At 69.6% G+C, this 25,764-nt stretch carries 2 protein-coding genes (1 of these 2 running past the window's edge); both read left to right on the top strand.

Going from position 1 to position 25,764, the window contains the following annotated elements:
* Positions 1-9,994 carry the 3' portion of a type I polyketide synthase gene (locus ACFXIV_RS36625; RefSeq protein WP_379401082.1) on the top strand. It extends 3,713 nt beyond the left edge of the window, so 9,994 of the gene's 13,707 nt are visible here — the last part of the coding sequence; its start codon lies off the left edge, out of view; it ends in the stop codon at positions 9,992-9,994.
* Entirely contained in the window at positions 9,991-25,764 is a 15,774-nt protein-coding gene (locus tag ACFXIV_RS36620) for an SDR family NAD(P)-dependent oxidoreductase (RefSeq protein WP_379401012.1), read from the top strand. The genes ACFXIV_RS36625 and ACFXIV_RS36620 overlap by 4 nt, the downstream gene beginning before the upstream one ends.

Genomic DNA, 25,764 nt, shown 5'->3' with positions numbered 1-25,764 from the left:
CGAGCGACTCTCGGACGCCCAGCGGCTCGGCCACCACGTCCTGGCCGTCGTTCGCGGTAGCGCCGTCAACCAGGACGGCGCGAGCAATGGCCTGACCGCGCCGAACGGTCCGTCGCAGCAGCGAGTGATCGCCCAGGCCCTCGCCAATGCGGGCATCACTGCGGTCGACGTGGACGCCGTGGAAGCGCACGGAACCGGCACGGCCCTGGGCGATCCGATCGAGGCCCAGGCGTTGATCGCGGCCTACGGCCAGGGTCGCGACGAGCGCGAACCGCTGCGGATCGGCTCCTTGAAATCCAACATCGGCCATGCCGTGGCCGCCGCCGGTGTGGCCGGCGTGATCAAGATGGTGCAGGCGCTGCGGCACGAGCGCCTGCCACGGACACTGCACGCCGAAACGCCGTCGCCGCACGTGGATTGGGCCGCGGGCGCGGTGCGCCTGCTGACCGACGCCGAACCGTGGACCGCGGGCGATCGGGTGCGCCGGGCGGGTGTGTCGTCGTTCGGGATCAGCGGCACCAACGCGCACGTGATCCTGGAGGAAGCGCCTGCCGCACCGGTGGTGGCCGCCGAGGACCAGCCGGGCATTACCGCGCCGCTCGTCCCAGTGCTGGTGTCTGGCAAGGGCGAGGCGGGTCTGCGCGCGCAGGCTGCCCGACTGGCTGCCTGGCTGCCCGAGCACCCCGAAATCGACATCGCGGATGCGGCCGAGGCGCTGGCGAATTCGCGGGCGCAGCTGGATTCGCGCGGCGTGGTCCTCGGTCGTGATCGCGCCGAGTTGCTCGAGCGGCTGGCGAATCTCGCCGAATCGGGGACCGGCGCCGGTGTCGTCACGGGTGCAATCGGCGCGGGGACGACTGCCTTCCTGTTCACCGGGCAGGGTGCGCAGCGGATCGGCATGGGAGCCGGGCTGTACGAGGCCTTCCCAATGTTCGCCGACGCGCTGGATTCGGTGTGCGCCCACTTCGATCCGTTGCTGGAGTGCTCGCTCCGGGACGTCATGTTCAACGGTTCCGCCGATGGCGATAGCGCTGTCCTGGATTGCACGGAGTTCACCCAGCCCGCCCTGTTCGCCTTCGAGGTGGCGCTGTACCGCCTGCTGGAGTCGTTCGGCGTCAGCCCGGACGTTGTGATCGGTCATTCGATCGGCGAGATCGCGGCCGCCCACGTCGCGGGCCTGTGGTCGCTCGAGGACGCCTGCCGATTGGTGGCGGCGCGCGGCCGTCTCATGGGCGCGCTGCCCGAGGGCGGCGCGATGCTGGCCATCGGAGCGCCCGAATCCGAGGTGAACGAGGTCGTCGCCGGCTATCCGGGCCGCGTCTCGGTCGCCGCGGTGAACGCGCCGCAGGCCCTGGTGGTCTCGGGTGACGAGGACGCCGTCGCCGAGATCGAGGCCCGTTTCGCCGAGCGAGGCGCGAAGACGTCCCGGCTGCGGGTCAGCCATGCCTTCCACTCGCATCGAATGGAGCCGATGCTGGCCGAATTCGAGTCTGTCGCACAGGATTTGACCTATAATCCGCTCCGGCTTCCCGTGGTATCGAACGTGTCCGGTCAGCTGGCCGGGGACGAGATCATGAAGCCCGAGTACTGGGTTCGCCAGGTGCGAGGCGCGGTGCGATTCGCGCCGGGTATCCAGACACTGATCGCCTCGGGGGTGCGCCGATTCCTGGAGGTGGGCCCCGACGCGGTGCTGGCGGCGCTGACCCGGCAGACCCTTCCCGAGGACGCCGAGTCCACGTCGATGGTGGCCGCGGCCGCGCGCCGGGATCACGATGAGCCCCAACAGTTCTCGACGATGCTCGCGCAGGCTCACACCGCTGGTGTGCGGGTGGACTGGACGCCACTGCTCGGTCGCCGATCGGCCCGGCGAATTCCCCTGCCCACCTACGCCTTCCAGCACCAGCGATTCTGGCTGCCGCCGCGTCGCGAAGCCACCGGCAACCCCCAAGCTCACCCCTTGCTCACCGGTGTGTTCCCGGTGGCCGGCAAGGACGAGTTCGTCTTCACCGGCCGGTTCTCGCTGCCCACCGACCCGTGGGTCGCCGACCACATGACCTACGGCACCGTGGTGCTGCCCAGCGCGACCCTGATCGAATTCCTGCTCGTCGCGGGCAGCCGAATCGATTGCGGCGTCGTCGAGGAACTGACCCTGGAGGCTCCGATCCTCCCGTCGGAAACCGACGAGGTCGAACTCCAGGTATCGGTGCAGGAGCCGGACCCGACCGGCCGACGCCAGTTCAGCTTCTACTTCCGCAAGGCCGGCCGCGCGGGCGAATGGGTCCGCAACGCCAGCGGTGTCCTGGCCCCCGCCTGGGACGGCGATGACGCCCTACTGGACCAGCTGCGCGACGAGGCATGGCCGCCGGCCGACGCCGAAACCCTCGACACCGCATGGATTCCCGAGCGGATCGCGAAGGGATCCGGACTCGAATACGGCCCGGCGTTCCTCGGTGTCGCCGCCGCCTGGCAGCGAGACGGGGCCGTCTTCTCCGAGATCACCCTGAACACGGCCGCCGCGCCCGAACCGGAGCGGTTCGATCTGCATCCGGCCCTGCTCGACCTGGTGATGCATGCCGGGCTGGCCGGACTCATCTGGCGCGATCAGGACAGCGACCCCGACACCGGCCGATTGCTGTTCCGCTGGGGCGGCGCGCGACTACATCAGCCGCTGGTCAAGGCGACGACGCTGCGGGTCATCGCCGTCGAGAGCGGCCAGGAGACCATCTCCGTTGCGACCGTGGATGATTCAGGGCGGCCCGTGGTCTCCGTCGACGCGGTCGTCATGCGGCCCTATGACGTGAAACAGATGCGCGGCACCCTCGCCTCGGATGACGCCGACCTCTACGACGTCCAGTGGACGCCTACGGCGCCAGCGACACCGGGTCCCGCCGCGGACCGGATGGCCGTGCTCGGTTCGGCGCCGGTCGCAGGTATCGTCACCCTCGCACCGACCACCTCGGAACTCGCTGCAGCACAATCGATTCCGGATATCGTGACCTGGCTTCCGCAAGCAGACGCCGCGGCCGGCGATCCCACGGCCGTCGGTGGCTACCTGGAATCGGTGCTGGCGACGGTACAGTCCTGGCTCGCGGAACCACGTCTGGCCGACACCCGACTGGTCGTGGTGACCTCGAACGGCGCCGCACTGACCGGCGAGACACCGGATCTCGCCGCGGCAGCAGTCTGGGGCCTGATGCGCAGCGCCCAAACCGAATACCCGGGCCGATTCGTTCTCCTCGACACCGACCCGTCGGCCGACGCGCCCGCTGTCGACCAGGCGATGGTCGCCGCAGTGATCGCGACCGGCGAACCGCAGGTCGCGGTGCGCGCCGGAGCCTTGCTCGTACCCCGGCTGGCGAAGACGCGAGCCGACCACGACGCCGAGCCCGGATCCTCGTTCGGCACCGGCACCGTCCTGATCACCGGCGGCACCGGTGGCCTCGGCGCACTCCTGGCTCGGCATCTGGTCACCACGCACGGCGTCCGCCATCTGATGCTGGTGTCCAGGCGCGGCGAAACCGCCGACGGCGCAGCCGAATTGGTGCACGAGCTGTCGGAAGCCGGTGCTGCCGTCCGCGTGGCGGCCTGCGATGTGGGCGACCGGGAGGCCATCGGCTCGCTGCTGGATTCCCTCGACACCGATCATCCGCTGACCGCCGTGATCCACGCCGCGGGCGTCCTCGACGACGGCACCCTCGCGGGCCTGACCGCCGAGCAACTGCGGCGCGTGTTCACCGTGAAGGCCGCCGCCGCATGGCACCTGCACAATCTCACCCGAGACCGGAACCTGTCCGCCTTCGTGCTGTTCTCGTCGGTCGCCGCAACGATCGGTTCGGCGGGACAGGGCAACTACGCGGCGGCCAACGCCTTCCTCGACGCCCTGGCGCATCGTCGCCGCGCCGAAGGCCTGCCCGCGATTTCCCTGGCCTGGGGGCCCTGGAACTCCGCCGGTGGCATGACCGGTGGCCTGGACCGTAGCGCCCTCGCCCGCTGGGAAAGGCTCGGCCTGCACCCGCTCGCGCACGACGAAGGCCTGCGGCTGTTCGATGCGGCCACCGGCCGCGCCGCCGCACATCTGGCGGCGATCCGGTTCGACCCGGCCGAACTGCGCCGCGAAGCGGGCACCGGTGCCGTGCCGTCGGTACTTCGTGGTTTCCTGCCCCGCACCACGACTCAGGCTGCGGCCCCGTCGAGTTCGCTGGGTGCGCGCCTGAGCCGGGTACCCGAGGCCGACCGTGCCGAGGTGGTGCTCGACCTGGTTCGCGAGCACGTGGCAGCCGTGCTCGGACACGGTTCCGCCGAAGACATCAGTCCCACCGAACGATTCGACGCTCTGGGATTCGACTCGCTCGGCGGCGTCGAATTCCGCAACCGGCTGTCGAAGGCCACCGGCGTCCAACTGCCGTCCACCCTGGTCTTCGACCACCCCACCGCCGCGGCGGTCGCCGCCCTGCTGCACAGCAAGATCGAGGGAACCGAATCTGGTTCCAAACCGGCCCGCGTCTCGCGCCGCGCCCGCATGGACGAGCCCATCGCGATCGTCGGCATGAGCTGCCGATTCCCCGGCGGCGTCCGCACCCCGGAGCAGTTGTGGGATCTGGTCCGGTCCGGGACCGATGCCACCACGGAATTCCCGGACGATCGCGGCTGGGATCTCGAGCGCCTGATCGACCAGGACCCGGACAAGCCCGGAACGGTCTACAGCCGGGGCGGCGGATTCCTCGACGACGCAGGAGATTTCGACGCCGGCTTCTTCGGAATCAGCCCGCGCGAGGCCCTGGCGATGGACCCCCAGCAGCGGCTGCTGCTGGAAGCCTCCTGGGAGGCACTGGAGGAATCCGGCATCGACCCGATCACATTGCGCGGCAGCGATACCGGCGTGTTCGCGGGCGCGTGCGCCTCGGGCTATGTCGACAATGTCACCGGCGATCTGGAGGGATTCCGGCTGACCGGCACCACCCACTCCGTCGTCTCCGGCCGCGTGGCCTACGTCTTCGGTCTCGAGGGACCGGCGGTCACCATCGACACCGCCTGCTCGTCCTCACTGGTCGCGCTGCACCTGGCGTGTCAGGCATTGCGTCAGGGCGAGACGTCGCTGGCCTTGGCGGGCGGCGTCACCGTGGCCGCAACCCCGTATCTCTCCGTGGATTTCGCGCGCCAGCGCGGTCTCTCGCCGGACGGCCGCTGCAAGGCGTTCTCCGCCGCGGCCGACGGCGTGGCCTTCGCCGAGGGTGTGGGCGTCCTGGTCCTGGAGCGGCTGTCGGACGCGCGGCGACTGGGCCACGACATCCTGGCCGTCATTCGCGGCAGCGCGGTCAATCAGGACGGTGCCAGCAATGGCCTGACCGCGCCTAACGGCCCGTCGCAGGAGCGAGTGATCGCGCAGGCCCTCGCCAATGCCGGGCTCACACCCGCCGACGTGGATGCGGTGGAAGCGCACGGGACCGGCACCCCGCTGGGTGATCCCATCGAAGCCAACGCGTTGATCGCCGCCTACGGGCAGGACCGCGGCGATCGCGAGCCGCTGCGCCTGGGATCGATCAAATCGAATATCGGTCACACCGTCGCGGCCGCCGGTGTCGGCGGCGTGATCAAGATGGTGCAGGCGCTGCGCCACGAGACCCTGCCCCCGACCCTGCACGCGGAAACACCGTCCCCGCACGTGGATTGGTCGGCCGGGGCGGTGCGCCTGCTGACCCGCCCGGAACCCTGGCCCGCCGGGGGAATGGCCCGCCGGGCCGGTGTGTCCTCGTTCGGAGTCAGCGGCACCAACGCCCACCTGATCCTGGAGGAAGCACCCACCGCACCGGTCGTCCCGTCACCGGCCGCCGACCGACCGCGCACGGTGCTGCCGTGGCTGGTGTCGGCCAAGAGCGAGAACGCCCTGCGCGCACAGGCGGCGAAACTGCACCGGTGGCTGATCGAACACCCCGATGCCGACGCGGCGGACGTGGCCTACTCGCTCGTCACGACACGTGCCCGGCACGAGTGGCGAGCAGCGGTCCTCGGCGCTGATCGCGACGAACTGGTGGCGCGGCTCGCGAGGCTGGCCGCCGGATCCGCCCCTGCCGGAGTGGTTTCCGGCACGGTGGGCTCCGGAAAGACCGTCTTCCTCTTCACCGGTCAGGGCGCGCAGCGGGTCGGCATGGGCGCGAGTCTCTCCGCCGCCTTCCCGGTGTTCGCCGCGGCCTTGGACGAGGTATGTGCCCGGTTCGATCCCTTGCTCGGATGTTCCCTGAAGCAAGTGATGTTCACCGGACACCTGATCGACGATCACGGAGTCGCCGCGGAAACCGGCACCTTGGATCGGACCCGCCTGACCCAGCCCGCGCTGTTCGCGTTCGAAGTGGCGATGTACCGCCTGCTGGAGTCCTTCGGTCTCGCCCCGGACCTGGTGGTCGGGCACTCGATCGGCGAGCTGGCGGCAGCGTACGTCGCCGGTGTGTGGTCCCTGGACGACGCCTGCGAGCTGGTCGCGGCCCGCGGACGACTGATGGAGGCACTGCCCGCGGGCGGTGCGATGCTCGCGGTCGCCGCGACCGAGACCGAAGTCGCTGCCATGATCGCCGGATTCGGCGACCGGGTATCCGTGGCCGCGGTGAATGCGCCTGCGGCCGTGGTGATCTCGGGTGATGAGGACGCCGTCGACGAGATCGACAGCCGGTTCACCGAGCAGGGACGCAAGACGAACCGCTTGCGGGTGTCGCACGCGTTCCATTCCCCTCGGATGGAGCCGATGCTGGCCGAGTTCGAGACCCTCGCCGCGCGCGTAACGTTCAATGCACCGCGGATTCCGTTGGTGTCGAACGTCTCCGGCCGGATCGCCGGCGACGAGATCCTGGCGCCCGGGTACTGGGTGTCCCAGGTACGCGCCGCGGTGCGTTACGCCGACGGTGTCGAGACGCTGACGGCGTCGGGCGTACGCCGGTTCCTCGAGATCGGCCCCGACGCGGTGCTGGCGGCGATGACCCGGCAGACGCTGCCCGCGGAGGCCGAGGCCCGATCGGTGGTGGCCGCGGCGGCCCGCCGGGACCACGACGAGGTCGAACAGTTCCTGACGATGCTCGCCCAGGCGCACAACGCCGGGATGGCAGTCGACTGGAACCAGCTGTTCACCGCCCGCCCGATGGCACGAATCGCCCTGCCCACCTACGCCTTCGACCATCGGCGGTACTGGCTCGAACCCGGTCCGGAGGAGCACCGTGGCGCTGCCGCGGAACACCCGCTGCTCACCGATGTGGTGCGGGTGGCCGACCGTGACGAGTGGCTGTTCACGGGACGGCTGTCGCTGCGCGCCCAGCCCTGGATCGCCGACCACACCACCTACGGCGTGGTGCTCGTCCCGAGCGCCGCGCTCATGGAGATGCTGCTGGTCGCCGGTCGGCGGATCGGCTGTGACGCCGTGGAGGAGCTCACCCTCGAGGCGCCGATTCTGCCGCCGGCGGAGGGCGAGGTCGAACTCCAGGTCCTGGTGCGCGAACCGGACGCCGAGGGACGCCGATCGTTCACCTTCCACTACCGTCTGACCGGCGATGCCGCCGACGGCGAATGGACCCGCAATGCCAGCGGTGTACTCAGCGCCCGGCAGTGGATCGACATCGGGCTGGTGGACATGGTGCGCGCTGCTTCCTGGCCGCCCGCCGATGCCGAACCGGTGGACCCCGAATGGATTCCGGCCCAGGTGGCGCGTGCCGCCGGACTGGAATGGGGACCCGCGTTCTTCGGCATCGAGGCCGCTTGGCGCAGCGGCGACACGGTCTTCTCCGAGGTCGCCCTGACCGAGGACACCCCGGCCGACCGGTTCCAGCTGCACCCGGCGCTGTTCGACATGGTGATGCATGCCGGACTCGCCTGCCTGATCTGGCCCGACCACCAGGGCGACGCGTCCGAGGGCAAGCTGCTGTTCCGTTGGGGCGGAACGCAATTCCACACCACGTCCACGGTGACGAGGCTGCGGGTGATGGCCATCCAGCGCAGCAGTGAGGCGATCTCCGTCGTGGCCGTCGACCAGGACGGCAACCCGGTCGTCAGCATCGACGAAGTACTCATGCGCTCCTACGACGTCCAGCAGTTCCGGGCCGCGCTGTCCGGCGGCCGCGCGGCACGGTACGGGTTGCGCTGGGCACCGGCAGAGCTGCTCGCCGACGCACCGGCCGGGAGCGCGGCCGTGCTCGGGGCCGGGCAGGTGGCCGGAATCGATGAGCAGTACCCGGATCTGGCGACCCTCGCCTCGGCTCCGATCGTTCCGGGCGTCGTGGTGTGGTCCGAAGCCGCAGCGCTGCACGGTGATTCGCAGCCATCCGCACGCGATCGGGTCGATACCGCCCGGCGCATGGTGCGGGACTGGTTGGCCGATGAGCGATTCGCGCGGTCGCAGCTGGTCGTGGTGACCGGCCGGGCGGCAGTGCTGCCCGAAGAGACACCGGACACCGGATCGGCCGCGGTGTGGGGGCTGATCCGAAGCGCCCAGACCGAGTATCCGGGGCGGATCGTACTGCTCGATGCCGAGGAATCCGCTGGTGTGCAGCACCTTTCGGCCGAATCGATCCGAGCCGTGATCGCGACCGGAGAACCGCAGGCGGCGGTGCGGGGCAATGGTGTCCTGGTGCCGCGACTACAGGCGCTGGCATCCGCGGCGGCCGAGCGGGTGTCGTTCGGTCCCGGGACGGTGCTGATCACCGGCGGTACCGGGGGATTGGGTGCGCTGCTGGCCTGCCACCTGGTCGCCGAACACGGGGTGCGGCACCTGCTACTGGTCTCACGCCGCGGCGAGAGTGCGGACGGTGCCACAGAACTCGCGGCGGAACTGGCGCGATCCGGTGCCGAAGTACGGATCGCCGCCTGCGACGTCACCGACCGCGACGCGCTTCGGGACCTGCTGGCCGCCGTGCCCGCGGAGCATCCGCTGACCGGTGTCGTCCACACCGCGGGCGTGCTCGACGACAGCGCGTTCCACACGCTCACCGGCGACCAGATCGACCGGGTGTTCGCCCCCAAGGCCGATGCGGCGTGGACTCTGCACGAGCTCACCCGCGACATGAAGCTGTCGGCATTCGTGATGTTCTCGTCGATCGCCGGAATGATCGGTTCGGCCGGGCAGGCGAATTACGCTGCCGCGAACAGCTTCCTGGACGCCCTCGCGGTGCAGCGCCGCGCCGCGGGACTCCCGGCGCTCGCGCTCGCCTGGGGGCCGTGGCAGCAGGACATCGGTATGACCGGCGTCCTGGATCGTGCCGCCATGAACCGGTTGGAGCGACTGGGCCTGGCCCCGCTGGATCGTGCCGAGGGCCTGCGCTTGTTCGACGAATCGCTGTCCACGGCGGAACCGGTGTCGGTGCCGGCGCGGCTGGACACCGACAAACTGCGCATGGAATCGCATTCCGGTCCGGTGCCCGCGGTGCTGCGCGGATTCGTTCGCACCCGCGCCCGGTCGGTCACAGCGCCGAGCAGTGCGCAGTCGCTCGGGGACCGTCTGCACGGTGTGGCGGAGGCGAAGCGCCGCGGGTTCGTCCTGGACCTGGTGCGCGAACATGTGGCGGCGGTGCTGGGCTACGGCTCGGCCGACGACATCGGACCCGATCGGGGCTTCAACGAACTCGGTTTCGACTCCCTCGGCGGCGTCGAATTCCGAAACCGGCTGGCGAAGGTGACGGGGCTGTCGCTGCCCTCGACCCTGGTGTTCGACTATCCGACGGCGGGTGATGTCGCCGACTACCTGCTGGCGCAGACCGTGGTGACGGCGCCGGCGCAACCGGCGTCGGCGGCGGCCGACGACCTGGCGCGGCTCGAGGCACTGCTCGAGCGAATCATCGCCAACAGCAGCGACAACGACGAGATCGTCACCGGATTGCGGGGCGTCAACGAGCGCCTCGTCGCCCACCTGGGCGGTACGTGGTCGCGCAGCGGCTACGACGATCTCGAATTCGATTCCGACACTGCGCTATCCGACAGTGAGCTCTTGGATCTGATCGACGAGGAGTTTGGCCCAGCATGAGCAACCCCGGCACCAGCAACGAGGAACGGCTCAGCCGGTATCTGCGCAAGCTCACCGGAGACCTCCGCGCCGCCAAGAAGCACATCCAGGACCTCGAGGACCGGGCCGGCGAACCGATCGCGATCGTCGGCATGAGCTGCCGCTATCCGGGCGGGGTCGAAACTCCGGCGCAGCTGTGGGATCTGGTCGCCTCCGGCACCGATGCCATCGGGCCCTTCCCGGCCGACCGCGGCTGGGACCTCGAGCGGCTGTTCGACACCGATCCCGATACGCCGGGCACCATCTACACCCGCGAAGGCGGATTCCTGGATGCGGCAGGCGATTTCGACGCCGGATTCTTCGGGATCGGCCCGCGCGCGGCCCTGGCGATGGATCCGCAGCAGCGCCTGTTCCTGGAAGCGGCCTGGGAGGCCCTGGAGGATGCGGGCATCGATCCGGTGTTGTTGCGCGGCAGCGACACCGGTGTGTTCGCCGGCGTGATCCATCAGGACTACGGCCCCCGCGTGGGGTCGCCGGGCCTGACCGCTGAGGCGGAAGGCCATGCCTACCTGGGTGTTTCCTCCAGCATCCTCTCCGGCCGGGTTGCCTTCACCTTCGGTTTCAAGGGCCCGGCGCTCTCGGTGGACACCGCGTGCTCGTCGTCGCTGGTCGCCCTGCACCTCGCGTGCCAGGCGCTGCGGCAGGGCGACACCTCGCTCGCCCTGGTCGGCGGTGTCACCGTGATGTCCGACCCCGCCCTGCTGATCGCCTTCGGCCGCCAGCGCGCGCTGTCCCCGGACGCGCGGTGCAAGGCCTTCGCGGCGGCGGCGAACGGGACCGGATTCTCCGAGGGCCTCGGCATGCTCGCGGTCGAGCGACTCTCGGATGCCCGCCGTCTCGGCCACCCCGTCCTCGCGGTCATCCGCGGCAGCGCGATCAACCAGGACGGCGCCAGCAATCGCCTGACCGCACCGAACGGCCCGTCGCAGGAAAAGGTGATCGCGCAGGCCCTCGCCAATGCCGGTCTGACACCCGGCGACGTCGATGTGGTCGAAGCGCACGGCACCGGCACCACTCTCGGCGACCCGATCGAGGCGCAGGCGCTGATCGCCGCCTACGGTCGCGGTCGCGTCGGAGCTCCGCTGCGCCTCGGCTCGCTCAAGTCGAACATCGGGCACACCTCGGCCGCGGCCGGCGTCGGCGGCGTGATCAAGATGGTGCAGGCGCTGCGGTACGAAACGCTGCCCGCCACACTGCATGTCGACGCTCCGACCCCGCACGTGGACTGGTCGGCGGGCTCGGTGCGGCTGCTCACCGCGGCCGAACCGTGGCCGGCGGGGGAGCGGGTGCGTCGCGCCGGCGTGTCCTCCTTCGGCGCCAGCGGCACCAACGCGCACCTGATTCTGGAAGAAGCCCCCGCTCTGGAGGAGGCCCCCGCCGAACCGGCGGACGAGGCTCCCGATCGGGGTGCGCAGGCCGTGGCGTCCGATGTCTCCGCCTGGCTGGTCTCGGCGAAGACCGAGGACGGCCTGCGCGCGCAGGCGGGCAAACTGCGGCGGTGGGTGGCCGAACACCCCGACCTGACCACCGACGAGATCGCCTATTCGCTGTTGACGACCCGGGCCCGGCTGGACTGGCGGGGCACCGTGGTCGCCGGCGACCGGGACGCCATGCTCGCCGGACTGGCCGCGCTCGCGGAACACGGCTCGGCGAGCACCGCCGCGGGCGTGACGGCGGCGCAGGCGGTCACGCGCAAGGCAGCCTTCCTGTTCACCGGGCAGGGCGCACAGCGGGCCGGGATGGGACGTGAACTGGCCGAGGCGTTCCCGGCATTCGCCGCCGCGTTGGACGAGGTGTGTGCGCAGTTCGATCCGCTCTTGGGCGGTTCGCTGAAGCAGGTGATGTTCACCGGCCAGGTGGTCGGCGCTGCCGATACCGCCGTGCTGGATCGGACGGAGTTCACCCAGCCCGCGCTGTTCGCCTACGAGGTCGCGCTGTGCCGGCTCCTGGAATCCTTCGGTGTGACACCGGATTTCCTGATCGGCCATTCGATCGGTGAGCTGGCCGCCGCGTACATCGCCGGTGTGTGGTCGCTCCCGGACGCGTGCCGGCTGGTCGCGGCGCGCGGCCGCCTCATGGGCCGGCTGCCCGAGGGCGGCGCGATGCTGGCCGTCGCGGCCACCGAGCGCGAGGTGTCCGCGGCGCTCGCCGACCATGCGGACCGCGCGTCCATCGCGGCTGTGAATTCGCGTGCGGCCGTGGTGGTCTCCGGTGACGAGGACGCGGTGACGGCGCTCGAGCAGTGGTTCACCGACCGTGGCCGCAAGACCTCGCGGCTGCGGGTGTCGCATGCGTTCCATTCCCACCGGATGGATCCGATGCTGGCCGAGTTCGCCACTGTCGCACGGGAAGTGACCTATCGTCGCCCGCAGATTCCCCTGGTCTCGAATCTGTCCGGCCGGATCGCCGGTGATGAGGTACTCGAGCCCGCGTACTGGGTCCAGCAGGTGCGGGCGAGCGTTCAGTTCGCCCGGGGCGTCGAGACCCTCGCGGCCTCGGGTGTGCGCCGATTCCTGGAGATCGGTCCCGATGCGGTCCTGACGGCCATGACCCGGCAATGCCTGCCGGAGGACCTCGAATCCCAGTCGTCGGTGATCGCCGGAGCTCGCCGAGGCCGGGCCGAGGTCGAACAGTTCGTGACCTGCCTGGCCCACGCGCACACGGTCGGCCTCGAGGTCGACTGGACGGCGTTCTTCGCCGGTCGGCCGGTATCGCGAGTGTCGTTGCCCACCTATGCTTTCCAGCGCCGCCGCTACTGGCTCGAGGCTGTGCAGGGCACCGCCGGTGTCGAGTCCGCAGGTTTGGGTGCGGTGCAGCATCCGCTGCTGGGCGCGGTGGTCTCGGAACCCGAATCCGGTGGCGTGCTGTTGACCGGCCGGTTGTCGGTGGCGACCCATCCCTGGCTGGCCGACCATGCGGTGGCCGGGTCGGTCCTGCTGCCCGGGACCGGTTTCGTGGAGCTGGCGCTGCGTGCCGGCGCCGAAGCCGGGTGCCCGGCGATCGAGGAACTGACGCTGCGGGCGCCCCTGGTCCTGCCCGCGTCCGGCGGTGTCCAGCTCCAGGTCGTTGTCGGCGGGCCGGAACACGAACTCGCGCAACGGCCGGTATCGATCTACTCTCGCGCCGAACACGATCGCGACGGAGAGTGGGTACTCAACGCGAGGGGTCTGCTGACCACCTGCGACGACGCCATCGAACCCCAATCGCAGACCTGGCCGCCTGCTGAGGCGACCGGTCTCGATGTCGCGGCCGCGTACACGGCCCTGCTGGCACGCGGTTACGACTACGGCCCGGCGTTCCAGGGCGTGCGGGCGCTGTGGCGACACGGCGACGAGGTGTTCGCCGAGGTCGCCATCGATACGGACTCCGGGATGCGAGCCGAGGGTTTCGGGATCCATCCGGCGCTGCTGGACGCGGCCTTGCAGGCGGGACTGCTGGCCGGGGTGTCCGAAGAGGCTGCGGGACAGCCGGATTCACCGTTCACGGTGGCGGCGGGCCAGGTGGTGCTGCCGTTCTCCTGGGAGTCGGTGTCGCTGTACGCGGTCGAAGCGTCGGTGCTGCGCGTGCATCTGACCACGACCGGATCGTCGGTATCGGTGTGGGCGGGCGACGAGCAGGGACAGCCCGTGCTGTCGGGTTCGGTGACGCCCCGCCCGATGCCATTGGCACAGCTGACCGCCGCCGGTGCGAGCGGCGCGGCCGATCCGGTGCTGGAACTGGTGTGGTCGCCGATCGCGGCCGAGTCCGTGGTAACGGATGCCGTTGTGGGCCGGTGGGATCGGTTGGATCCGCAGTCACCGGTACCCCCGGTGGTGGTCGTCGAGGCCGGGTCCGGCTGGAACGAACACACGGGCACCGACGTGGTGTCCACCAGCCACACCGATGTCGCACGAATCCTCGAAGTGGTGCAGGCGTGGCTGGATCAGGACCGGTTCGCCTCGAGCACCCTGCTGATCGCCACGCGCGGCGCGGTCGCCCTGCCCGGTGAAGACCTCACCGACCTCGCGGGCGCCGCCGTGTGGGGCCTGGTGCGCACCGCGCAGACGGAGGATCCGGGCCGAATTGTCCTGGTGGACACGGACACCGGCCTCGACGAGCGACTCGCGGCCACCGTTCTGGCGGTGGACGAACCCCAGGTGGTCGTGCGCGCCGGCGTCACCCACACCGCTCGACTGACCCGGCCTGCACCCGTGTCATCCACGCGCGGCGAGGAATCGGCCTTCGGCACGGGAACGGTGCTGATCACCGGCGGCACAGGCGGTTTGGGTGCCGTGGTGGCCCGGCACGTGGTCGTCGAGCACGGCGTCCGGTCGCTGCTGCTGGTCAGCCGCAGCGGCCCGCAGGCCGAGGGCGTGACAGCGCTCTGCGACGAGTTGACCGACCTGGGCGCACAGGTGCGAGTCGCGGCCTGCGACGTCACCGCCCCCGACGCGGTCGCCCGACTCCTGGCCGATGCACCCGAGCCGTTGACCGCCGTGATCCACGCCGCGGGTGTGCTCGACGACGGGATCATCGCGTCCCTGACCCCGCAGCGGCTGGACGCGGTCCTGGCGCCGAAGGCAGACGCCGCCTGGTACCTCCACGAGGCGACCGCGGATCTGAATCTGGCTGCGTTCGTGGTGTTCTCCTCGGTGTCGGGCACCATCGGCGGACCCGGTCAGGCCAACTACGCGGCCGCGAACACCTTCCTCGACGCGCTGGTCGCGCACCGGCGTGCACGGGGACTGGCCGGGCAATCGCTGGCCTGGGGTCCGTGGGCACGCTCGAGCAGCATGACCGGACACCTGGGTGAGACCGATGTGGCCCGGATGAGCCGCGGCGGCTTCACCGCGATGCCGGACGAGCAGGCACTGGCCGGATGGGATGCGGCGCTCGCTCAGGGCACGGCGCTGGCGGTGATCGCGGCCGTGGACACCACCGCGATTCGCGCTCGCGCCGAGGCGGGACTCCTGCCGCCACTACTGCGGGAACTGGCGCGGACCGTGGCCCGGCGTCCGGCGGCGACGACCTCGGCGGCGGCATCCGGTCTCCGGCAACGGCTTACCGGCCTGGATACCGATCAGCAGCGGCAGGCGGTACTCGCGACCGTGCGCACCCACATCGCGGCCGTCCTCGGTCACGATGGTGCGTCCGCGATCGAACCCGATTCCGCCTTCCAGGACCTGGGATTCGATTCGCTGAGCGCGGTCGAGCTGCGCAACCGGCTAAAGACCGCCACCGGCCTGTCACTGTCGGCCGCAGTCGTTTTCGACTACCCAACACCACGGACTCTGGCCGCCTATCTGGCCGACGAGCTCACCGGCACCGGGCGCGACATCGTCGTCACCGCCACCAAGTCCGCCGACGACGAACCGATTGCGATCGTCGGCATGGCGTGCCGGTACCCGGGCGGCGTGAGTTCTCCCGAGCAGCTGTGGAATCTGGTCGCGAACGGGACCGACGCGACGTCGGAGTTCCCGGTGAACCGAGGCTGGGATACCGACCGTCTGTACGACCCCACCGGCGAGACGCCGCACACCACCTACACGCGCGAGGGCGGATTCCTGCACTCCGCAGGTGAATTCGATCCGGCGTTCTTCGGCATCAGCCCCAATGAAGCCGCGGTGATGGATCCGCAGCAGTTCCTGCTGCTGGAAACCTCGTGGGAGGCGCTGGAGCGGGCCGGTGTCGATCCGGCGGAACTGCGCGGCAGTTCGACCGGGGTGTTCACCGGCATGATGTATCACGACTATCCGGTCAATGCGAACGCGGGATCCATTGCCTCCGGCCGGGTTTCGTATGTGTTCGGGCTGGAGGGCCCGGCGGTCACCGTGGATACGGCGTGCTCGTCCTCGCTGGTGGCGATGCACCTGGCCGCGCAGTCGCTGCGGTCGGGGGAGTGCGATCTGGCGTTGGCCGGTGGTGTCGCGGTGATGGCGACGCCGGAAACGTTCGTGGAGTTCAGCCGCCAGCGCGGGCTGGCCCCGGACGGGCGGAGCAAGTCCTTCTCCGACACAGCCGACGGTGTCGCCTGGTCCGAAGGCGCCGGTGTGCTGGTGCTGGAGCGGCTGTCCGACGCCCGCCGCAATGGTCATGACGTGCTCGCAGTGGTTTCCGGTTCGGCGGTGAATCAGGATGGCGCGTCGAATGGTCTGACCGCGCCGAACGGTCCGTCGCAGCGGCGGGTGATCCGCCAAGCGCTGGCGAATGCCGGGGTGTCCTCGGCCGACGTCGATGTGGTGGAGGCCCACGGCACCGGTACGACGCTGGGTGATCCGATCGAGGCCGAAGCGCTGCTGGCCACGTACGGGCAGGACCGTGCGGCTGATCGTCCGCTGTGGCTGGGGTCGTTGAAGTCCAACATCGGTCATGCCCAGGCTGCGGCGGGCGTGGGTGGCGTGATCAAGATGGTGATGGCGATGCGCCACGGCGTGCTGCCCAAGACGCTGCATGTCGATCAGCCCAGCACCAAAGTCGATTGGACCCAGGGCCATGTCCGGCTGTTGACCGAGGCGGTGGCGTGGCCGCAGGTGGATCGTCCGCGTCGTGCGGGTGTGTCCTCGTTCGGTATCAGTGGCACGAATGCTCACGTCATCGTCGAGCAGGCTCCGGCGGCGGACCAGGCTCCGGCTGTGGTCGAGACCGTCCCGGCCGGTGGAGTGCTGCCGTGGGTCGTCTCGGCGCGCGGTAGCGCGGCTCTCGCCGCTCAGGCCGAGCGCTTGACATCGCTTGCGGGCAACCAGGATCCGGTGGATATCGGTTTCTCGCTGGCGTCGACGCGCAGTGTTTTCGAGCACCGTGCGGTCGTCGTGGCCGAGGGCCGCGATGGTCTGCTGGCAGGTGTGCGGGCATTGGCCGCGGGCGCATCGGGCGCCGGAGTGGTGTCCGGCCGCGTGGCGTCGGGTTCGACCGGTGTGGTGTTCTCGGGTCAGGGTGCGCAGTGGGCCGGTATGGCTGTCGAGCTGCGTGCGGCGTACCCGGTGTTCGCCGAGGTGTTCGATCGGATCGTCGCTGAGTTGGATCCGCTGCTGGGGCAGTCGGTTTCGCTGAGCGAGGCGCTGGCGGACGCTGATCTGGTCGACCAGACGGTGTTTGCGCAGGCGGGTTTGTTCGCGTTCGAGGTGGCGTTGTTCAGGCTGCTCGAATCCTGGGGTGTGCGTGCGGATGTGGTGGCCGGTCATTCGATCGGTGAGGTCGCTGCCGCGCATGTGGCGGGTGTGCTGTCTCTCAGGGATGCGTGTGTGCTGGTCGCGGCGCGTGGCCGGTTGATGCAGGCGCTTCCCGCCGGTGGGGCGATGGTCGCTGTCGGTGCTCCCGAGTCCGATGTGTTGCCGTTGCTGGCCGGTGAGGTGTCGATCGCGGCGGTCAACGGCCCTGCATCGGTGGTGCTTTCCGGCATCGAGGACGACGTCGTCGCTGTCGTCCAGCGGTGTGCCGAGCAGGGCTGGCGGACACATCGACTGCGCGTGTCGCATGCCTTCCACTCGACCCTGATGGAGCCGATGCTGGCCGAATTCGCCACGGCCATAGCGGGTTTGACCTTCGGCAGTCCGCGTGTTCCGTTGGTGTCGACCGTGACCGGCGCCGAGGTCGGCGACGAGATGTCGGCCCCGTCGTATTGGGTCGGTCAGGTCCGGGACACGGTGCGGTTCGCCGACGCGGTCACCGCAATGGCCCGCCTGGGCGTGGGCAGGTTCGCCGAGGTCGGCCCCGATGCGGTGCTGACCCCGATGGTCGCCCAAACTCTCGATACCGCAACCGCAATCGCGCTGACCAGGCGTGACAACGCGAACACCACGACCGTCGTAAGTGCGGTGGCCGGGCTGTTCGTCTCCGGCGCGGAGGTGGACTGGGCCGGTTTCTACACCGGTACCGGGGCGCGGCGAATCGACCTGCCCACCTATGCCTTCCAGCACGAGCGCTTCTGGCTCGACGCCCGGCAGATGCTGGCCCAGTCGTGGCTCGGCGCCGAACTGGGCGGAGTCACCTCGGTCGGTCTCGACGCGGTGGACCACCCCCTGCTCGGCGCACTGGTACCGCACCCGGATTCGGGTGCGGTGAGCTTCACCGGCCGCTGGTCGCTGGACTCCGTCGAATGGCTGGCCGACCACAGCGTGCTCGGCACCGTGCTGCTGCCGGGAACCGGTTTCGTCGAGCTGGCCGCCCACGTCGGCGGTCTGCTCGGTTGTGCGGTGGTGGAGGAGCTCGTGCTGCACACCCCGCTGACGCTGCCGGCCGACGGCAGTGTCGCAGTGCAGGTGGTGGCGGCCGCGGCCGACGACGCCGGTCGTCGACGGCTGACCGTCCATTCGCAGCAGACAGCACAGGGCCCGTGGGCGCTCCACGCCGAAGGTGTTCTCGCCCCGGGTGAGGTGCCGGCCGACTTCGACCTCACCGCCTGGCCTCCGGCCGGTGCGCAGCCGTTGCCCGTCGATGGCGTGTACGACGAGCTGCTCGACATCGGGTATGGCTACGGCCCGTTCTTCCAAGGATTGCGGGCGGCCTGGCAGCGCGGCGATGAGTTGTTCGCCGAGGTCGCGCTGCCGGACCCGAAGGACGCCAAGGGTTTCGGGATCCATCCGGCACTGTTCGACTCGGCCCTGCATGTCGGGATCGTGCACGGCCGTGGCGGTGGCGCCGCCGTGCTGCCGTTCACCTGGAACCGGGTCGTGTTGCACTCGGCCGGTGCTCCCGCGCTGCGGGTGCGCATCGTCCGTGAAGCGGGCCGGTTCGCTGTGCAGCTCGCCGATGAGCAGGGCCGGCCGGTGATGTCGGTGGGGGCCTTGGTCTCTCGGCCGGTATCGGCTGAACGCCTGGGCACCGACCGGGTGCCGGAAGCGCTCTTCGGGCTGGATTGGGTCGCTGTCGCGCCGTCGCCGACGACCGTCGATCATCGTGACCTCGCGGGATTGATCGCCGATCTGGATGCCGATCCCGATTCGGTTGTTCCCGAGATCGTCTTGTTCGAGTGCCCTCACTTCGACGGTGCGCCGCCTCGAGCCGCACGGCAGGCCGCGATCAGTGTCCTCGACGCCGTCAAGGGTTGGTTGTCCGACACTCGTTTCGCCGGTTCCCGTTTGGTGGTGCTCACCAAACACGCAGTGTCCGTGGATGATTCCGAGTCCGTGGATCTGGCGCAGGCGCCGGTCTGGGGCTTGCTGCGTGCCGCGCAGGCGGAGAACCCGGGTCGTTTCCAGCTTCTCGATCTGGATGAATACGCTGATCCGTCCGCCGTGGCGGCCGTGGCCGCCGCTGTCGCGTCGGAGCCGGAGGCGGCCCTCAGGGGCGCGAGCGTGTTCGTGCCGCGTCTGACCGCTCACGCACCCGGCACGATCGATCGATCGACAGCACCGGGCACCGTCCTGATCACCGGTGGCACGGGTGGCCTGGGTGCGGTGATCGCCCGGCACCTCGTGACCGAACACGGTGTGCGCCAGCTACTTCTGACCTCTCGGCGTGGCCTGGATGCTCCTGGCGCTGCCGAGCTGCGGCAGGAGCTGGCCGAGCTCGGTGCCGAGGTCACCATCGCCACGTGCGATGTGTCCGATCGAAACGCGCTCGCGGCACTGCTCGACAGCGTGTCGGATCGGCATCCGCTGACGGGCGTGGTGCACGCGGCGGGAACCGCCGACAACGCTGTGATCGAGTCGATCACCGCGGATCGCATCGACGGCGTCTTCCGGCCCAAGGTCGACGCGGCCTGGCATCTGCACGAGCTCACTCGCGATCTCTCGCTGTCATTGTTCGTGCTGGTGTCGTCCGCGGGCGGCCTGGTGCTCGCTGCCGGCCAAGCGAATTACGCCGCGGCGAATGTCTTCCTCGATGCGCTGGCGGTGCATCGCCGCGGCCTGGGATTGCCTGCCACGTCCCTGGATTACGGAATGTGGGCGCGCTCGAGCGGACTCGGGACCGAACTGTCGGAGGACGACTTCGACCGGATGCGCCGACAGGGTTTCCCGCCGCTCTCCGAGGCCGAGGGTCTGGCGCTGTTCGATGCGGCGATATCGACCGATACCGCCCAGCTGGTGGCGCTGCGGGTCGACAAGGCCATGCTCCGGACCCGGGGCGAGCAGATTCCCGCCCTGGTCCGCGCGCTCGTACCGGCCCCGGTCCGGCGCCGGACGCCGGCGGCGGGCCAGGCGTTCCTGCGCACGCTGGCCGGACTGTCGGACGCCGATCGCAGGACCGCTCAGCTCGACCTCGTCCGGTCGGTGGCCGCCGAGATCCTCGGGCACGCCTCCATGGCGGCTGTCGAACCTCAGCAGGCTTTCCAGCAGCTCGGTTTCGATTCGCTGAGCGCCATCGAGTTCCGCAACAAGCTCAATGCCGCGACCGGTCTGCAACTGCCCGCGACGCTCGTCTTCGACTATCCCAACGCGCAGATCGTCGCCGAGTTCATCGACTCCCAGCTCACCGGCAGCGCAGCCGTCGAGGAGGTCGCGGTCAGCCGGGTCCGAACCGGCGACGACCCGATCGCGGTGGTGGCGATGAGCTGCCGCTACCCCGGTGGCGTCGCCTCGCCCGAAGACCTGTGGGGGCTGGTCACCTCGGGCATCGACACCACCGGCGACATGCCGATGGACCGTGGCTGGGACGTCGAGGGCATCTACGATCCCGAACCCGGTAAGGCGGGCAGGACCTATACCCGCCAGGGTGGATTCCTGTACTCCGCAGCGGAATTCGATGCGGACTTCTTCGGGATCAGTCCCAATGAGGCGACCGTGATGGATCCTCAGCAGCGGTTGCTGCTGGAGGTCTCGTGGGAGGCGTTGGAGCGCGCCGGTGTGGATCCGGCGGTGCTGCGCGGCAGTTCCACCGGTGTGTTCACCGGTGTGATGTACCACGACTACGCCCAGGCGACCGGTACCGGTAGCGGCGCCGCAGGCAGTTTGGTCTCGGGCCGGGTGTCCTACGTGTTCGGCCTGGAAGGCCCTGCGGTCACCGTGGATACGGCGTGTTCGTCGTCGCTGGTGGCACTGCATCTGGCGTCGCAGTCGCTGCGGTCGGGGGAGTGCGATCTGGCATTGGCCGGTGGTGTCGCTGTGATGGCCACCCCGGACATGTTCCTCGAGTTCGGCCGTCAGCGGGGTCTGTCCCCGGATGGACGGTGCAAGTCCTTCGCTGACGCGGCCGACGGCGTGGGCTGGTCCGAGGGCGCTGGTGTTCTGGTGTTGGAGCGGTTGTCCGACGCGCAGCGCAACGGTCATCAGGTGCTCGCGGTGATCGCTGGTTCGGCGGTGAATCAGGATGGCGCGTCGAATGGATTGACCGCGCCGAACGGTCCGTCGCAGCGGCGGGTGATTCGCCAAGCGCTGGCGAATGCCGGTGTCTCGCCGGTCGAGGTGGACGCGGTGGAGGCCCACGGCACCGGTACGACGCTGGGTGATCCGATCGAAGCTCAAGCGCTTTTGGCGACTTACGGCCAGGATCGGGATTCGGACCGTCCGTTGTGGTTGGGCTCGTTGAAGTCCAACATCGGTCACGCTCAGGCTGCGGCCGGTGTTGGTGGCGTGATCAAGATGGTGATGGCGATGCAGCACGGGGTCCTGCCCCGAACCCTGCATGTGGATCAGCCCTCCACGAAGGTGGATTGGTCCGAGGGCCATGTGCGGTTGTTGACCGAGTCGGTGGCGTGGCCGGAGGTGGATCGTCCGCGTCGTGCGGGTGTGTCCTCGTTCGGTATCAGCGGCACCAACGCCCACGTCATCGTGGAGCAGGCCCCGGCGACCGCCACGGTGGGACAGGCTCCCGTGGATGCGGTGCCGACCGTAGTGCCGTGGATGCTCTCGGCGCGCAGTGACGAGGCGCTCGCCGATCAGGCCGTCCGCCTGACATCGGCGGTGGCCGAACATGATCCGATCGATATCGGCTTCTCGCTGGCATCGACGCGTGCCGTCTTCGAACATCGCGCTGTGGTCGTGGCCGAGGACCGTGATGGTCTCCTCGCGGGAGCGCGGGCACTGGCTGCGGGCGTGCAGGCACCCGGCGTGGTCACCGGTCGTGTGGTGTCGGGTTCGACGGGTGTGGTGTTCTCGGGTCAGGGTGCGCAGTGGGCCGGTATGGCTGTCGAGCTGCGTGCGGCGTACCCGGTGTTCGTCGAGGTGTTCGATGCGATCGTCGCCGAGCTGGATCCGCTGCTGGGGCAGCAGGTTTCGTTGAGCGAGGCGTTGGCGAGCGCTGATCTGGTTGATCGGACAGTGTTCGCGCAGGCGGGTTTGTTCGCGTTCGAGGTGGCGCTGTTCCGTCTGCTCGAATCCTGGGGAGTGCGTGCCGATGTGGTGGCCGGTCACTCGATCGGTGAGGTCGCTGCCGCGCATGTGGCCGGAGTGTTGTCTCTGACGGATGCGTGTGTGCTGGTGGCCGCGCGCGGCCGTTTGATGCAGGCGCTGCCCGCCGGCGGGGCGATGGTCGCCGTCGGTGCGTCCGAGGCCGACGTGCTGCCGCTGCTGGTGTCCGGCGGGGTGTCGATCGCGGCGGTGAACGGTCCGTCGTCGGTGGTGCTCTCCGGGGTCGAGAACGATGTCCTTGCTGTCGCTGAGCGGTGTGCCGAGCAGGGTTGGCGGACGCACCGGTTGCGCGTCTCGCATGCCTTCCATTCGGCCTTGATGGAGCCGATGCTGGGCGAATTCGCCACGGCGATCGAGGGTTTGGCGTTCGTCCGCCCGAGCATCCCGTTGGTGTCGAGGGTGACCGGTGCCCGGATCGGTGACGAGATGTCGGATCCGTCGTACTGGGTGGATCAGGTTCGCGAGACCGTCCGATTTGCTGATGCGGTCACCGCGATGGCGGGTATGGGTGTGTCCAGATTCGCCGAGGTCGGTCCCGACGCGGTGCTGACCCCGATGGTCGCCCAGACCCTCGATGACGGGGATGACTCGTCCGCAACGGTGGTGGCGTTGGCGCGTCGAGACCATGCCGATGCGTCGGCCGTGTTGAATGCGGTGGCCGCACTGTTCGTGGCCGGCGCCCCCGTCGACTGGGCCGGTTTCTACGCGGGGACGGGAGCCCAGCGAATCGACCTGCCCACCTACGCTTTCCAGCGCCGCCGCTACTGGATGCGCGAGGGGTCCGCGGGTACCGGTGACGCCCGGGCCATGGGTCTGGCGGCTACCGGACACCCCCTGATCTCGGCGATGGTGTCACAACCGGACTCCGGCGCGGTGATCCTGACCGGTCGCCTCTCGGTGGAGACCCAACCGTGGCTGGCCGATCACCGGGTCCTGGGCACCGTGTTGTTCCCCGGTACCGGTTTGGTCGAACTCGCCCTGCATGCCGGGGAGCGAGTCGGCCGCACGAGCCTGGAGGACTTGGTGCTTCAGGCTCCGCTGGTGCTGCCGGAGTCCGGCGGCGTCGCGGTGCGCATCGTGGTCGCGGCCGAGGACGAGACCGGCCGTAGCGCGGTGCGGATCTACTCCTGCCCCGATGGCGACGTCGATTCCGCGACGTCGTGGACGCTGAATGCCGAAGGCGCCCTTGCACCGGACGAGGTGGAGGCCCCTGGCGACCTCACCTCGTGGCCTCCGGTCGGCGCACAGCCCCTGCCCATCGAGGGTGTCTACGACGAGCTGCTCGATGCCGGGTACGGCTACGGTCCGTTCTTCCAGGGATTGCAGGCGGCATGGCAGCGCGGCGATGACGTGTTCGCCGAGGTCGCCCTTCCGGATCCGCAGGACGCCAAGGGTTTCGGGCTGCATCCCGCGCTGCTCGATGCCGCGCTGCACGCACTGCGCCTGGCGGGCTACCTGTCCGCGGAGGGAAGCGGACCGGCATTGCCATTCGAGTGGTCCGGTGTCACCGTGCACGCGGCGGAACCGGGCGCGTTGCGCGTCCGGCTGACCCGTATCGGCGAGCATGCGGTGGCCGTGGAGCTGGCGGATCCGACCGGCGCTCCGGTGGCCACGGTGCGGCATCTGGCCTCCCGGCCAATCGATCCCGCACAGCTGACCACCGGCGCATCCACCGTCGGCAACGCGCTGTTCCAGGTCGACTGGACACCGCTCGCGGTATCCGAGGCCGAGGTCAGCGCCGTGTCCTGGGTGGATCTCGGTGACGAGGTCCCGGCCGCGGTAGTGCTGGATTGCCCGGCGGGTAATGATCCCGCCGACGTTCGTGCCGCGACTCACAGTGTGCTGCAAGCACTCCAGTCCTGGATCGCCGATCACCGGTTCACCGAGTCGGTGCTGGTGGTTCGGACCAGTGGCGCGGTCTCGGTCGCCGGGGAGGACATTACGAACCTCGCCGGTGCCGCCGTGGGTGGTCTGGTGCGTTCCGCCCAGGCGGAGAACCCGGGCCGGATCGTGTTGGTGGACACCGATTCCGACGTGCACGGGCTGCTCGGCGGAATCCTGGCCTCCGGGGAGCCCCAGGCCGCCGTGCGCGGCGGGCAGGTGCATGTCGCGCGACTCGCCCGAGCCGCCGCGTCCACCGCTTCAGCGCCGAGTTCCGCTCTCGGTCCGGACGAAACCGTTCTGATCACCGGCGCCAGCGGCTTCCTCGGCGGACTGTTCGCCCGGCATCTGGCAAACACCCAGGGTGTCCGTCACCTGCTGATGCTGAGCCGGCGCGGTGAATCGGCCCCGGGCGCCACCGAGTTGCGCGCGGAACTGGAGCTTCTCGGTGCCGAGGTCGAGTTCGTCGCCTGCGACGTCACCGACCGTGGCGCGCTCGCGCAGGTATTGGCCGCCATCCCGGCGGACCGCCCGCTCACGGGTGTGTTCCATACGGCCGGTGTGCTCGACGATGGCGTCATCGGTTCACTCACCGCGGATCGCCTGGACACGGTCCTGCGGCCCAAGGTCGACGCCGCCCTGCACCTGCACGAGCTGACCGCCGATCTGCCGTTGAAGGCGTTCGTGCTGTTCAGTTCGGCGGCCGGTGCATTCGGCAACCCCGGCCAGGGCAACTATGCCGCGGCCAACGCCTGCCTGGACGCCTTGGCATTGCACCGCAGGGCATCCGGGCGTAGCGGACAGTCGCTGGCGTGGGGTCTGTGGGGTACCGACGGCGGTATGGCCACGGAGCTCAGCGAGGTCGACCGGCAGCGCATGTCCCGTTCCGGCATGCTGCCGCTGTCGGAAGAACAGGGCCTGGCACTGTTCGGCGCGGCCACCGGAATTGATACGGCGGCTCCGATCCTCGCCCGTCTCGATCTGGAGAGCCTCCGCAATGCGGGGTTCGCCGCGGCGTTGTTGTCCGGCCTGGTTCCCGCGCGCCGCAAAGCGGCCTCGGACGCGCCCGCGGCACTGCGGACTCGTTTGGCGAATACTCCCGAGAGCGAACGCCTCGGTGTGCTCGCCGAAATCGTTCGCGGTCAGGTCGCGGTGGTACTCGGTCATCAGAACGCGAATGCGATCCCGGCCGACCGGGCCTTCAGCGACCTGGGCTTCGATTCGATCACCGCGGTCGAGTTCCGCAATGCCCTCAAAACCGCGACGGGCCTGCGCTTGCCGGCCACGCTGGTATTCGACTACCCGACGCCGCAGGCGCTGGCCGAATACCTGGCCGACGAGTTCACCGACCAGCACCACACCGGCCAATCGACAGATCTGTCGGAGAACGATATTCGCCGAGCTCTCCAGACGATTCCGCTCACCCGCCTGCGCGACGCGGGCCTGTTGGATGTCCTCATGAAACTCGCCGGCGGGCAGGAAAGCCCCGGCGAGATCGAGCAGAGCATCACCGAGGAATCGATCGACGAGCTCGATATCGACGACCTGATCGACCTGGCTTACAACAACTCCTCAGAAGACTGA

This window comes from Nocardia sp. NPDC059236 (assembly GCF_042754085.1).
Taxonomy (GTDB): domain Bacteria; phylum Actinomycetota; class Actinomycetes; order Mycobacteriales; family Mycobacteriaceae; genus Nocardia.
The sequence above is the reverse complement of the archived record's forward strand: the minus strand, read 5'-3'. Positions and strand labels throughout refer to the sequence as shown.

Coding starts and splice junctions, on each gene's coding strand:
- ACFXIV_RS36620 (WP_379401012.1), top strand. CDS start 9,991: ATGAGCAACCCCGGCACCAGCAACGAGGAACGGCTCAGCCGGTATCTG.